This window comes from Paenibacillus sp. S150, from assembly GCF_019352175.1.
Classification (GTDB): Bacteria; Bacillota; Bacilli; order Paenibacillales; family Paenibacillaceae; genus Paenibacillus_AQ.
In genome coordinates, this window is record NZ_JACBYI010000003.1 from 87891 (window position 1) to 101710 (window position 13820).

12 protein-coding genes are annotated in these 13820 nt (G+C 51.5%); all 12 read right to left on the reverse strand.

From position 1 onward, the window contains the following. Window positions 1-5: 5 nt before the first annotated feature. Window positions 6-1322, reverse strand: coding sequence for a nitrogenase component 1 (locus HYD27_RS04885; RefSeq protein ID WP_219212131.1), 1317 nt, complete (start codon window positions 1320-1322; stop codon window positions 6-8). After that, window positions 1323-2789, reverse strand: coding sequence for a nitrogenase component 1 (locus HYD27_RS04890; RefSeq protein WP_219212133.1), 1467 nt, complete (start codon window positions 2787-2789; stop codon window positions 1323-1325). Then, on the reverse strand, window positions 2743-3612 hold the full coding sequence (locus tag HYD27_RS04895) for a nucleotide-binding protein (RefSeq protein ID WP_228744984.1): 870 nt from the start codon (window positions 3610-3612) through the stop codon (window positions 2743-2745). Before HYD27_RS04895 ends, HYD27_RS04890 begins: the two co-directional genes overlap by 47 nt. 46 nt (window positions 3613-3658) lie before the next feature. Next, complete coding sequence (gene metK / locus HYD27_RS04900; RefSeq protein ID WP_219212135.1) at window positions 3659-4897, reverse strand: methionine adenosyltransferase; 1239 nt, start codon at window positions 4895-4897, stop codon at window positions 3659-3661. A gap of 291 nt (window positions 4898-5188) precedes the next feature. Next, on the reverse strand, window positions 5189-5620 hold the full coding sequence (locus HYD27_RS04905; RefSeq protein ID WP_309242017.1) for an NUDIX hydrolase: 432 nt from the start codon (window positions 5618-5620) through the stop codon (window positions 5189-5191). Between the two features lie 96 nt (window positions 5621-5716). After that, window positions 5717-5827, reverse strand: coding sequence for a group II intron maturase-specific domain-containing protein (locus tag HYD27_RS04910; RefSeq protein WP_228744998.1), 111 nt, complete (start codon window positions 5825-5827; stop codon window positions 5717-5719). A gap of 459 nt (window positions 5828-6286) precedes the next feature. Then, window positions 6287-7006 (reverse strand): YebC/PmpR family DNA-binding transcriptional regulator, encoded by a 720-nt coding sequence (locus HYD27_RS04915; RefSeq protein WP_219212142.1) that lies wholly within the window; start codon window positions 7004-7006, stop codon window positions 6287-6289. A 265-nt stretch (window positions 7007-7271) separates the two neighbouring features. Next, window positions 7272-7691, reverse strand: a complete 420-nt coding sequence (locus tag HYD27_RS04920; protein ID WP_219212145.1) for a hypothetical protein — start codon at window positions 7689-7691, stop codon at window positions 7272-7274. Between the two features lie 590 nt (window positions 7692-8281). Continuing rightward, complete coding sequence (locus HYD27_RS04925) at window positions 8282-9397, reverse strand: 5-methyltetrahydropteroyltriglutamate--homocysteine S-methyltransferase (protein WP_219212147.1); 1116 nt, start codon at window positions 9395-9397, stop codon at window positions 8282-8284. A 15-nt stretch (window positions 9398-9412) separates the two neighbouring features. Further along, window positions 9413-10345, reverse strand: coding sequence for a LysR family transcriptional regulator (locus HYD27_RS04930; protein ID WP_219212149.1), 933 nt, complete (start codon window positions 10343-10345; stop codon window positions 9413-9415). A 162-nt stretch (window positions 10346-10507) separates the two neighbouring features. Continuing rightward, window positions 10508-11629 carry a phosphodiester glycosidase family protein gene (locus tag HYD27_RS04935; RefSeq protein ID WP_219212151.1) on the reverse strand — a complete coding sequence of 374 codons (1122 nt, stop codon included), beginning with the start codon at window positions 11627-11629 and terminating at the stop codon, window positions 10508-10510. Window positions 11630-12243: 614 nt separating this feature from the next. After that, window positions 12244-13734: a TPM domain-containing protein gene (locus HYD27_RS04940; protein ID WP_219212153.1), complete on the reverse strand. Its 1491-nt coding sequence runs from the start codon at window positions 13732-13734 to the stop codon at window positions 12244-12246. Between the last annotated feature and the right edge of the window lie 86 nt (window positions 13735-13820).

The following is a 13820-nucleotide window of genomic DNA, read 5'->3' on the forward strand; positions in this document are numbered from 1 at the left end:
CAGATTTAGAGGGCTGTTCCGCCGATTATGACACTCCCCAGATCCTCAAGCAGCGTTAAACCGCCTGTGAAACCGGCATACCCTTTATTGAGAACAGTGCGGTCGGCAACGGGAAAGGATACGGGCAGAAAAGGGATGTTCAAACGCTGTGCTGCAGATTGCTCAATGGAGCTGCCGATGAGAAGCCCGATACCGCTGCGCAGCACCAGTTCTTCTATTTTTTGCCCATCCTGCTCAAAAATGATTTCCAGGGTGCTGCCGGCGCTGAGTCCGGTCCAGCTCTTGGACAGAGAAGCTTGCGTATCCCGGGGAAGATCGTCTGTCAGGACAATGATCCGGGGAATCAGGCCAAGGGGATCAACCAGAAACTGGAGCAGGCCGGACACGATGCTGCTGTCGCCGATTAAGGCGAAGCTTTTTTGAAATCCATAGCGGTAATAGGCATCCAGCAGCTGGAGAATATAATAGCGTTCTTCGTTCAGGTTTCGGGCAATGCTTTCCTCTAGCTTGCGCCCGTCCAATTCCAGCTTCTCCGCCGCACTTCTCAGCAGCTGTGCCGTTTGCCAGGCTCCCACCGGGTAGCCGTCAAAATGCAGATAGGGAATACCGGCCTGCTGCTCCAGCCACTTGCATATTTCCAGGCTATGGACGGAAAATGACAGATTGAGCGAGGCTGAAAAGATCCGGCTCCACTCGTCAAGACTTGAGCCCGGCCCGAATAGAACATTGGCCTCCGCACCGATTTCCGCAAAGCCGTTCTGCAAGCCCCGGAGATTCCCCCTCCAGAAGACATCCTGTTCCGGAATCACACCGAAGATATTGACCCTGCGCGTGTCCCTCTCACTTAAGACAGCTGACAGCTTATCGAACTGGCGCAGTATCCCCAGAACAGCGGCGGTATAGCCCTGATGCACACTGCCTTTAAAGCCCGGTGTGCTGATGTGGACGGCTTTGTAAGACTGCTCCTGAAGCTCTTTGGTCATTGCAGGGACATCGTCTCCTACCAGCTCAGGAGTGCAGCCGGTCAGCACTACATAGAAGTCGCCGCTTTTCACCTTCACAGTATTCTTAAGCTGTTCCCTGAGCCGTGAGGTTCCGCCGAAGACTACCTGCCGCTCCAGAAAATTAGTCGATGGCAGTCCCAGCCCGCCTGTATCCCCAGACCCCGCATTGCCGCTAAGACTGCTGACACCCACATACTGCTGAACCCCGCAGCCTGAGGTGGAATGAATAACCGGCACCGCGCCTGTGATTGATTTTACCGTCTGCACCGCACCGTGAAGCATACAGCTGTTGCGGTTGATCGCTATCGCTGCCCCCAATTATTTCACCTCCTGTTTGATATGCCAGTTGGAGCTTCGGTTCAGCCAGTTATTCCGGTAAGGAAGCTCTCCGCCTTCTCCCGCATACCTGCTTAAGGCGTTGTTCCGCAGAGCATTGGCTATAGCAGAACTTAAGGCCTTTGCGCCGGCAAAGCCGTAAATATCCAAATGATCAATGGCAACGGCAGGAATACCCGCCCTAACCGCCCATACTGCATCCTCGGACCGCCCAATATACAGGTCAGGCGCCAGCTTCTTCAGCAGATTCACCTTTTCAAAAGGCTGCCCCTGCTGGACATAGACTGGCGTATCCGGCCGCTGCGCCTGAAGCTCACGGACAGTATCCGCATGTGAGCGGTCTATATGGCTTACGGCAACCCCGGCAACCCTTCCTCCCAGCTCCGTAATCAGGCCGGACACACCAAAGGCCTGCTGGGGAGGCAGATCAATGAACACCGAAGCAGTACTAAGAAGCCTGCTGTTCAAGATACTGTCCGCTGCATTCTTCTCGGCTTCAATGTAAGCTTCTGCAATCTCAGCGGAACCGAAGATGCGGGCGGCAGCAAGCAGCCAGCGCTCTGTGCTGCGGATGCCGATCGGTGCGGATTCCCGCAGATGCGTAATCCCGTACTCCTCCTCCAGCCAGTGAAGCAAATAAAGGGCATTGTCATTGTCGATGGCAATGGATGCTATCGCTTGTCTGGCTGTTCTCAGTACGGACAAGGAATATGTCCCGGCAGCCAGATTAACGAAAACTCCAGCCCCGGCAAGATCTCTGACAATATGGTCTGTGTGCGTTTCCGCCGTGCCGAACAGATTAATTGCCGCTGCCGGGGATTCCGGTGCCTCCTTGCTTAATACATATTTGGCAAGTGCGTGATACACCAGATCATAGCCGTACACGGAGGTTTTGGACCTGAAGCCTGCGGCATAGACGGGAACAACCGGGATGCCGAGAGAATCGCTTTTATCCACGATGATCGATTGAATGTCATCATTGTTAATGGCGATGACGGGTGTCGCCAGGATAAAAATAATTTCCGGACGGTACACGCGGTAAGCCCGCTCTACAGCTTCACCCAGCTTGTCATCCGCACCCAGGATCGAATCATTCTCTTCAATATTGGTGATTATCCAGCTGCTTCCGCTGCGGTTAAGGTAATCCTCAAGCTTGACCGCGCCGCAGCCCGGCGGACCGTGAATGATCGTCACGCTTCCGCTGATTCTGCCAAGCAGCTGCAGCGCCCCGATAACTTCATCATAGGCTGTCTCCGAATATGTGCGGATACGCTGTCTGCTCTCTTGTTCCCCCAATTCTGCAGCCAAGGAGGCATAATCTCCCGCATAGGCGGTTAAGGCAGCATGTTTTTTTTCTCTTGTACGCGGAAACCGTTGACGAAGGTCGCTCATATCAATTCCCTCATCGGCTTGCCGCCGCAAAGGCGGCAGCCTCGGATTGGATGGCATCTCCCCAGCTTCTGGCCCAATCCCGCAGATCCGTCACATTCAGCGGATTGGGAATTGTCAGCTCCTCATTCTCCGCAATCGCTGCCGCAAGCTTCCGGTACACATCCGCCTGCGCAGATTCGGGGCTGGCTTCAATGACCGTCTTTCCATACAGCTCACTCTGTGCAACCACCGGGGAGCGGGGGACAAAGCCTGCTACGGATGTTGCTGTCTTCGCGGCAAAATCCTGAATCAGTTCTTGCGGATATCCGGGCAGTATGCTGTTCCCGATGATGCCGCCAAGCTTTGCTCCACCTGAAGGGGCATATTTGTTAATGGCTTTAAATAAATTGTTGGCCGCATAGATCGCCATAAAATCCGATGAACTGACTACATAAGCCCGGTCGGTAATTCCGTCACGGATCGGAACGGCAAATCCGCCGCAGACCACATCCCCGAGGACATCGTACAGCACGTAGTCCGCCTCGAATTCCTCGAAGACATTCAGCTCCTGCAGAAGGCTTACCGCGGCATTGATGCCTCTGCCCGCGCAGCCCACACCCGGCACCGGTCCGCCGGCTTCAATGCAGAGAATTTCTTTGAAGCCAAGCGCGGATATTTCCTGCAGCCTGACATTGCTGCTGTCTCTAAGGCTGTCAATCACTGTAGGCAAATAGTTGCCGCCGCGCAGCGTATTGGTGGAATCGCTCTTTGGATCGCACCCGATCTGTATAACTCGCTTGCCCGCCTCCGCCAGAGCGGCGCTGATATTGGAAGTGGTCGTGGACTTGCCGATGCCTCCTTTGCCGTAAATCGCTATGTGCTTCGCTTTTTTTGCCATCATGTATGCCTCCTAATGTTCATGCTCAAGTCCGGTACGATATCACAAATCAGCTAAGTGTATGATGTGCAGCCTGTGCAGCTTCCGCAGGGTTCCGCAATAGCCCGGCCGCTGCTTTCAGTTCCTCAATCTTGTCTGTCTTTTCCCAGGGAAGATCAATATCGCTTCTGCCAAAATGACCATACGCCGCAGTCTGGCTGTAAATAGGCCGTTTGAGATCCAGCTGCCTTATGATTGCTGAAGGCCTCAGATCAAAGGTGTTGGTCACAAGCCCAGCGATCTGACGGTCGGATAAGCTGCCCGTTCCAAAGGTGTTGACGGATATCGATACCGGACTCGCAACCCCGATGGCATAGGCAATCTGGATTTCCGCTCTGCGCGCCAGTCCGGCGGCGACAATATTTTTGGCTGCATACCGCGCTGCATATGCCGCGCTCCGGTCTACCTTGGTCGGGTCCTTGCCGCTAAAGGCTCCGCCGCCATGACGTGAATAACCGCCATAAGTATCCACAATGATTTTCCGTCCGGTCAGACCGGCGTCACCATGCGGCCCGCCAACTACAAACCGTCCGGTAGGATTAATATAGTATTTGGTCTCTGTGTCCAGCAGCCCTTCAGGTACGGTCGGTTCAATCACATGCTGAACGATGTCCTTCCATATCTGATCCAGCTCCACATCCGGGTCATGCTGCGTGGAGACAACGATGGTATCCACCCGGACCGCCTGCTCCCCATCGTATTCCACGGTAACCTGGGTTTTGCCGTCCGGTCTCAGGTAAGGGAGTTTGCCGTTCTTCCGCACCTCCGCCAGTTTCCTGGAGAGCCGATGTGCCAATGAGATCGGCAGCGGGAACAGCTCCGCCGTTTCATCCGTGGCATACCCAAACACAAGCCCTTGATCACCTGCGCCAAGATCGTCACTGTCCTCTTCCGCCCCGGTTCCTGTTCTGGATTCGAAAGCGCGGTCCACACCCTGGGCAATATCCGGCGACTGTTCATCCAGCGAGCTGAGAATCGCGCAGGTGCTGCCGTCGAAGCCAAGTGAGGAATGGTTGTAACCAATGTCCAGAATTGTCTTTCTGGCGATGAGGGGTATGTTCACACTCGCAGCCGTTGAAATCTCGCCGGCAATCAGGACTAGTCCGGTGGTAACTGCAACTTCACAAGCCACTCTTCCCTCCGGGTCCTGCTCCAGTATCGCATCAAGGATCGCATCGGAAATTTGATCACAGATTTTGTCGGGATGGCCTTCGGTAACGGATTCGGAAGTAAACAAATGATTGGTCATGCGCAACCTTCTTCCTATTAGATTTTGTGATATTAATCACAACGATTGGTAAACAAAGCTGATTTCCGCTCTACACGGGTTCCTATGTTTTCAAAAAAAGAAGGCCCTGGGCAATAAAGCAAATCCGCATAAGGGCAGATTCACTTTATGTACAGAGCCTCCGGCTGGCCGGTCAACTAATTTCGAGTATTTTCATAGGATTAATAAGATAATAGGAATTCGCTGCACTTTTGTCAATAAGATAAATTACACAACCCTGTTAAGCTTTATGTTAGGGTATAGGAACACCGCTTACCACCCATGGCTGGAGAACCAAAAATCATCCCTTAGCTTTCCCACTGCCTGCTTCACAAAAGGAATCAATTTCTCAGGCAGCTTGTCCAAAGAAAACCAGCCAATATCATCGCATTTATCTGGCTCGGCATTTAGAAGCTCACCCGACCAGCGCTCAGCGGTGAAGAAAAAATCAATCCGTCCGCCGTCATTCGTCTTAATATGCATAACCCCCAGCCTCTTCAAATCCTGGTGCTGAACAGTAATTCCGCATTCCTCATATACCTCACGGGCAGCTGCTTCATGCAATTGTTCCCCGCCATCCAGCCGTCCTGCCGGAAGGCCGTAGCAGCCGTCATCATGTCCGGTGTTGCAGCGCCTGAGCAGAACTATTTCTTGATCTTTAATTAAAACGGTATGGACCACGCTTAATACCCGGAACTCCGCCACGATAACCCCTGCTCTCTTTTCATGAAATAAGCACATACGTTCCTGCTATTTTTCATAGAATATAACACATCGTAGTGTAAAAGAGTACTATGCCCTTTACCGGAAACTCTGCCGTCTATGACGTAAAACGGAGTATAGCTGCGATTTGTAGAAGTGTCCGTAGTAGTTGATCCACCCTCTAATTGAAGCATTGTACATCCATGACAGCCATTTTAGTGGTAAAAAGGATAACTAAGGTAGCTCATTCCGATCCTGGATCATCCCTAGTGGGAAAAAGTACAACTAATCCGGCTGAAATCAGCCGTATGGCGGGAGCGGGCCTCCATGAAGTGTACAAAATCCCACTAAAGCCCGTTAGAGCCAGAATTCCAGCCCATTAGTGTTACTTTTTACACTTCGCTTCAGTCCCCTATGAATCTCCTCCTTGCGTTCCATCCGCTTGTTCAGGTTCTCCGGTTCCACTCATATAAGCTGATTCAATTCAGGATAAATTAATTTTCTTTATTGTGTTTTTTAAAGATTACAGAATTGATAGTCACTTCAGTTTATTGTGGCAAAGTATAGAGGTGATTATACGCCGCAGCGGACCAGGGTTAACTCCATTCACGCGCAAAAAGCCGGACAGGCAGATATGCTCAGCCTGTCCGGCTTTGGTTAACGGCGGTTCTATTCTTCCGAATCCACGTTATGGTAGACCTGCTGCACATCGTCCAGCTCCTCCAAAGCGTCAATCAGCTTCTCGAACTGTGCTTCGGCATCCTCCGGAAGAGCCACGTAGTTCTGCGGAAGCATGGTCAGCTCAGCCACAGTGAAGTCCGTAATTCCGGCGCCCCGGAATACCTCCTGCACAGCATGGAACTGGTCAGGCTCGGCATAGACAATTACAGCCTCGTCCTCTTCCAGCACATCGCGCACATCCAGATCCGCTTCAATCAGCAGCTCCATGACTTCGTCGGACGTTTTGCCTTCCAGACCGATAACAGCCGTTGGCTCGAACATATAGGTTACAGAACCGCTGACACCCATGTTGCCGCCGTTTTTACTGAACGCCGAGCGGACCAGAGGCGCTGTACGGTTGACGTTGTTGGTCAGCGCATCGATGATGATCATCGAGCCGCTTGGGCCAAATCCTTCGTAGCGCAGCTCTACGTAGTTTTCGTCGCCGCTGCCTTTGGCTTTGTCCAGGGCCCGGTCGATAATGGCCTTGGGCACATTGTACGTTTTGGCACGCTCCAGCACGACCTTCAGCGCACGGTTCGATTCCGGGTCCGGCTCACCTTTCTTCGCGGCTACATAAATTTCCACACCGAACTTGGCGTATACCTTACTTGTATTGGCATCCTTGGACGCCTTCTTTTCTTTAATATTATTCCACTTACGACCCATATTGTTCCCGCTCACTTTCCAACATTAATTATAAACAGTCCCATATATTATACCTCTGTTCGATATATCCCGTAAAGGGCAGTCCCATCGCCTGCTAAAAATCCAGCAAAGCCAGCATTCTGTCCACGCTTATCGGGATTTGCACATTTTGCTATTTTTCTGACCATGCATGAAAAATCACCTGCCAAAAAGCAATAAAGCCCTCATCCGCAAGATTGTCGTCTTGGGGACGAGAGCTGTAATCCTCGCTGTGGTACTGCCTCTGTTATCCAATCTGTTTATTAAGGAGCGTATCCCGGTAAGGCTGGGCAATAATATGGCGCTGAAGATCCAGTTCACTTTTGATATCAGCAAATATATCCTTCAAAGTAGTGAACATCAGGATCGTATCCTGCTCTATATAGCTCAGAACATTGCCGATGCTTTGCTCGAACTTCCCAACATTGCGGCTGTTTACATTCTTAAGAATCAACGAGCACCATGAGGTTAAGCGAACATAATCCGACAGCACATGCGCCTGCAAATAGACCTCAATCGGTTTCAGTTTGGCCCATTTCATGGTCCCATCCTGCAGGAGATCCGAGGTGAACTCAGCAAACACTATGGATGAGTTATCAAAAATAAAAAATTTAAGTTCTTCCTCAATGTCATCATATGACTGAAGGATACTTGAAAGAACCCCCATCGTTCCACCTCCCGTAATGAACAAGTCATAACGCGCTCCGGATAACCGTTATGCTGCAAATGACCGTTATTGTCCAGTATATCCCTAGTTCAGCCAAGAAGATATTATTTCATAATTTTTTCACAAAATGTTAGTGTTCATATGTATTCTTCAAATAACATTTGATGTGATATAAAACAAAAATCCGGTGTGTTATGCCGCTTCCCGGGTTTACGCCCGACTGCTTGAAACTGATAAAGTTTAAATTCATAATATATAAAAAAGTGAGGTGTTGACTATGAATAAGAACTCTCTTACTACTGGTATATCTTTAGGGTTGTGCTTTGGCGTTGTATTTTGGCGTTGTATTTTGGGCAGCACTCGATAGTATTCCTTTGGGGAAAACGGATACCCAATCCGGTCAATGTTTCCCTTTTCAGGAAATCAGCCTGGATTAAGTCATCTTTTTCCCGCTATTTCATCTACCATGATTTATAGCTGGCAACATATAAGTTCTTATCTTTCGAGAACAAACGAAAAAAGGCCAGGAAAGTTTTCCTGCCTTCTTTTCGTTCATACTTTTATGGATTAGCCATATCATCCTTCATCCCTTACACCCAAACCTCATTCGCCGTCTCAATAATCAGCCGCAGCTTGTCCCACTGCTCTTCCTCGGTCAGAATATTGCCTTCCTCGGTGGAGGCGAAGCCGCATTGGGCGCTGAGGCACAGCTGGTCGATAGGGACAATCCGGGCGGCTTCCTCAATGCGCGCGATAATCTGCTCCTTGCTCTCAAGTCCGCCGTGCTTGGTAGTTACCAAACCCAGCACCACCTGCTGACCCCGGATGAAGCGAAGAGGCGCGAAGTCGCCGGAGCGTTCATTGTCATATTCAAGGAAAAAAGCGTCGACTTCCGCTTGGCCGAACAATACTTCCGCAACAGGCTCATAGCCCCCGGCGGCAAACCAGGCGGACCGGAAATTGCCCCGGCAGACATGCAGCGCAATGGTCATATCCGCTGGCCGTCCGGCGATGCTTTCATTGATCAGCCGCACATAATCCTTGGCGAGCTGATCGGGATCAATGCCCCGGCTGCGCAGATGCGCCCGGTGTCTGCCGCTGCAGAGGGTTCCCCAGGTCGTATCATCCAGCTGCAGATAACGGCAGCCCGCTTCGTAGAATGCCTGAATTGCATCCCGGTAGACGCTGATAATGTCACGGTACAGCGTTTCCCGGTCAGGATAAATCTCATTTCCGTTATAATCCTGCACGAAGTGAAACAATGCCGGAGATGGAATGGTCATCTTGGCCAGGGTATCTCCAGCCATCCTTTGCAGCTCAATAAATTGGCTGACCATAGGATGATTCCCGAAGGCGATTTTGCCGGCAATCCGGAAGCTTTCTGCCCGCTGCACGCCCTCCTTGGCTCCTCTGCCCTGATCCAGACTGATCTTCTGCGTTCCTGCAATCCCAAAAAAGAAATCAAGATGCCACCAGGACCTGCGGAATTCTCCGTCGGTCACAGCCTTCAGGCCTAGCGCCTTCTCCTGTTCCAGCAGCTTGAGTATCTCCGTATTCTCGATTTCATGAAGCTGCCCGTCCGTAATTTCACCTTGTAGGTGAAGACTGCGTGCGGCTTTGAGCTCCTCCGGGCGGAGGAAGCTGCCGACGATATCGTAGCGAAAGGGCGGAGTATTTCGTGTGGAGCCGATAACTGGACTGATCATACGTCCCTCCTGCTGTTAGAGTAAAAAAGATTTAAGGTCGAAATAATTTCTGGAGACCAGGTCGTTGAGAATATCGATATAGGTGGACATCATCTCGCCCGGCTTGCGGTCCTTATGGGCAATCCAGCCCACAGTGAACACTTCAGGACTGTCAAAAGGTATTGTCACCAGTCCGTCGCCATTCAGCTCTGCATCCATTATTCCTGTACCTACAGTGTAGGAATCACTGCCCAGCAAGAGCTGGGTCAGCGTTGCCCGGTCGGTCACCTGAATATTTTTCTCAATCTGCGTGAAGCTGAGCATCTCCTCGGAAAAATGCAGAGAGTTGTTGTCGCCCTGCTCAAAGGTAATGTACGGAAACGGCAGGATATCCTCATGCGTAATCATTTCGTTGCCGGCAAGAATATGTCCAGCCCTCACATACACATGAGGATTGGTGTTGAACAGCGGGGTGAATTTCAAATTCCCGTCACTGAACAGCTTGTTCATCACTTTATAATTGCCCTCATTGATATAGAGAATCCCCAGATCACTGCGGAGCGTGCGCACATCCTCGATAATCTCATAGGTTTGCGTCTCTCTCAGACTGAAGTTGTATTCCGCCACCTTGTTCTCTTTCAGCAGCTTCACAAAAGCATCCACAACAAAAGCATAATGCTGGGTGGACACGGAAAAATAGAGCGGGCTGCGCTTTTTGCCGGTATAGCGGTTCTCCATAAATTCAGTCTGTTCAATAATCTGCCGGGCATAACCCAGAAATTCCACGCCTTCGGCTGAAATGCTGATGCCCCGGTTATTCCGTTCAAAGATCGTAATGCCCAGCTCGCTCTCCAGCTCCTTGATGGCATTGGAGAGGCTTGGCTGGGATACAAAAAGCCTCTTGGCCGCTTCATTCATCGAGCCGCTGTTGGCAATCTCGATCGCATAGCGGAGCTGCTGCAAAGTCAAACCTGTTCCTCCTTTGGGCAAGGACTGCTGTTGCCGATCCCTCACTCACTAGCTGTTAAAAGAGATACCGCCTAAAAAAGGACGGCACCTTTATTTTTGATTATCGTAGCACAGATTCTTTGTTCCATCCATGCTGAATGAATGGCTGTCCCGCAATCCGTTCTATTGGCTGCGCTTTTTACCTGCATCGATCTTGGACGGGTCAAGACCTTCCCAGATGTTCTTGATGTCAGCCTCTTCAGGATGCTCGAACACCAGGAATGCAGTGGGCAGGTAGCGCTCGCCATATTGCGACGAGGGTTTGTTAAGGATTTCATTGTCCTTCACCAGAACTGTAGAAGAACCGCCGTCGAGGTTGGCCGCGATTACGGCCCCATGCTTGAGCATAATCTGCTGCACATCATAGAGGTTCGCACCAATGCTGTATCCCGGCTGTCTGCCGTCAATCACTACGAACAGAAGTGCGCCGTCCGCACGCTGGCCCATCGCCGTTCTCGGTGCAATCCCCCAGCCTTCTGCCGCGTTGTTGATCAGGCCTTTGCCGTTAACAATGATCCGCGGCTGAAAAGTCACGGCCTCCTGTACGCCCAGCTTGCTTAGCTCCTCCAGCGTGTAGTTCCCGGCGATCATTTTCCCTTGCTTGTCCAATCCAACGATTTGTGTGGAATTCTTGCCGCCGAGACCATTATAGAAAAGCTTGCCCTGTGAGATGACCAGGCCAATCGGCTTGAAGCCGTTGCCCTTCCAGTTCGGGTCGGCGAACCCGCCGCCGTTCACACCGGCAACGGCTCCCGTGCGGGCGACCATGCTGGTCACTTTTTCACCCGAGCCTATCTTGTCCGGAACACCCAAGCGGACTTTGGTCGGGTCATTGACAGTCATAACATAGCCGCTGTAACCGCTGCCGGCCACCTTCTCAATCTCAACCAGCGGCTTCACTTGTTCCTCTGCGGCGGGTTCTTCAATCACATGGGTGTCCTTCTCGTCGCCCATATGCTGAAACCGCTGATTGTATTCTGTGACGCGGTCCTCCAGTTCATCTTCGCCAATAATATATTTCGCCATATAGCGGTGTTGTGTCGTAATTAGCGTATCCGCAATCAAATAACGGGTGTTCTGGGCAGAGGGTGCAAAATACAGCCAGCCCCCGGCGGCCAGCAGCAGGAATATACAGAATAGAAAGACTCTGGAGAGTGTGCGGAAAAAGCTTTTTTTCTTGCGTTTGCGGACAGGCTTCTTCTTCTTGCGGACTGTAGAGCGCTGCGGTAACGATGAAGAGTTCACTTCTTGATTTCCTCCCTGGGATTTCCTGATAATGGAAGTATGTATTGGCTCATATCCCCCATCATAGACGATAATGCGAGAGTAAAGGTTTCAGTTTGTTTAATTGTTGCTAAGGCCTATACCAAATGAAGCGGGTGTGCAGATTGCCAAAGCGCTTGTGAACAGCTGAACGGACCTCCCGGAGTTTTCCAACTCTACAAATCTATTGCTAAGGGTTCCCTTTACTTCCAAGCGCTCCTGAACCTATTTGTTGTATTTCCTTTCATCGCCCTATTGAACATGTGCGCATGAAGCTTACAGTATATTTCCCGCTATAAATGAGTAAGAGCTGCCAACTGGCAGCTCCAATGATAGTGACGGAGAAACAATTCACCTAATAATGCTAACCTTATTTAGATGAATAGGGAAAGGAAGCTAAGTGGAAAAAGTAAAACTAATTCACTCGAATTGTAGCTACAAAAGACTTTAGTGGGATTTTGTACACTTAATTCCAGCCAATTTACCACATGCGGCTGCTTTTGGCAGAATTAGTGGTGCTTTTTCCCACTAAGAGTTTTCCTTATGCCAATCGGGTTCAATTAGTGGTGCTTTTTCCCACTTAGGATGGTTACATGCTAGCGATGCCGTCCCACGCCGCCTCCGCCGCCTGCATTGCCTCCGCCGCCATGGTTGGAACCTCCGGAGGAGCCGGAGGAATGTGTTCCGGCTCCGCCTCCGCTGCTTGATCCGCCGCCGTGATTCGTCTCACGGTGTGAAGAACTGCGTCCGGCTCCGCCTCCGCCGGAAGAGCCGCCCCCGCCGTGATTTGTCGAGCCGCCGCCGGAGCCGCCGCCCCAGAAGCTGCTGCCGGAATGACGTTGCGGCGCCGGGGATCTGCGCTGGCGGTGCCGGCGGTTATACCAGCGGCTCCCTGAGCCGTAGCCGGGTTGGCCGTACCAGGTGCCGTAACGCCGGATATTGCGCGCGCTGTATGGATTAACCGGCATTCCATAGAGCGCAATATGCCGGTTGCGCCGAGACGCAGCCCAGCTGATAAGGAGAATGATGAACAGAAAGATTGTCAGGATGGTCAAGCCCTTGGACATGGAAACGGGCGTTACTTCCTTGACCGTAACGGGGCTTGCAGAGCCTTTTACGGGTTGACCGGCGGCCACCGCGGGTGTGCCGGAATTGGCCGCCGCCTCCTGGACATGATCCGCCCGGGCCAGAAAAAAGCTGTAAAAAGCATTGGCCGCAGCGGTTGCGCCGGCGGCATAATCCTTTTGGGCAAATAACGGTTCAAGCTCTCTATTCAGAATATCTTTGACTGCGTCATTGGTCAGTATGCCGTCTATGCCCTTTCCCTGCAGCACATGATAGTTGTCACCGCCGGTATCCAGCACCAGCAGGACATCATTCGGTCCGGCCCCCATCGATGCGAACTTGGCATAGGTGTAATCCTCCAGGCTCTTGTCTCCCGAATTCTTAACGGTTACGACATAAACACCGCTGTTGGCTGTAGGCTGATACCGGTTGCCGGATTGGTTAAGATAATCCTTGGTGACCTGTTTGAACACCCCGGCGTTATCGCCGACGTAAATTCTGGAGCCTATCGTTTCAGAGTAAATCCCGCCAAGACTTTGGACCAACGCACCATAGGTCTTACGTGCGCCGGCGCTGTAATCCTTTCTGGCGAAATCCGGCTCCAGTGATTCAGAGAGAATCTGCGACAGCTTATTGCCGTTCAGCGCAGATTCCAGCCCTTTGCCGGGAACGGCCCAATAATCGTCGTCTTTGATGGACAACAGCACCAGCACTCCGTTATTTTTGTCCGCCGACCCGACTCCCCAGGAGTTGAACAGAGAAGTGGCGTATTCCTCCATGGAAATGCCGTTCGTGGAATCAACAGTAACGAGCACGACCTGCGCCCCGTCCTTCTGATGCAGGCGCACACCGTAGTTGACCATATAATTCTCGGTTTTGGCATCAATCACATTGGCAAAATCGTTCACGTAAAACGAAGCGGTGTGATCTGGAACGGCTGTCTGGGCGGAGCTGAACGACGGCAGCAGCCATACACTGAGCAGCATGGCAATAAGTGCGGTTCTAAACGTTGTATGTTTCATACGCAACCCCCCGGCTTGTCATAGATCCTATCTTCTATATCGGTTACGCACGGAATGGGATATAGTTCCATTGTCCTGCATCTTTA

What these genes read in the sequence shown, in the direction of transcription:
- HYD27_RS04940 (WP_219212153.1), bottom strand. Translation starts at nt 13,734, where the DNA reads ATGAAACATACAACGTTTAGAACCGCACTTATTGCCATGCTGCTCAGT.
- metK (WP_219212135.1), bottom strand. Translation starts at nt 4,897, where the DNA reads ATGACCAATCATTTGTTTACTTCCGAATCCGTTACCGAAGGCCATCCC.
- HYD27_RS04895 (WP_228744984.1), bottom strand. Translation starts at nt 3,612, where the DNA reads ATGATGGCAAAAAAAGCGAAGCACATAGCGATTTACGGCAAAGGAGGC.
- HYD27_RS04920 (WP_219212145.1), bottom strand. Translation starts at nt 7,691, where the DNA reads ATGGGGGTTCTTTCAAGTATCCTTCAGTCATATGATGACATTGAGGAA.
- HYD27_RS04915 (WP_219212142.1), bottom strand. Translation starts at nt 7,006, where the DNA reads ATGGGTCGTAAGTGGAATAATATTAAAGAAAAGAAGGCGTCCAAGGAT.
- HYD27_RS04925 (WP_219212147.1), bottom strand. Translation starts at nt 9,397, where the DNA reads ATGATCAGTCCAGTTATCGGCTCCACACGAAATACTCCGCCCTTTCGC.
- HYD27_RS04890 (WP_219212133.1), bottom strand. Translation starts at nt 2,789, where the DNA reads ATGCCATCCAATCCGAGGCTGCCGCCTTTGCGGCGGCAAGCCGATGAG.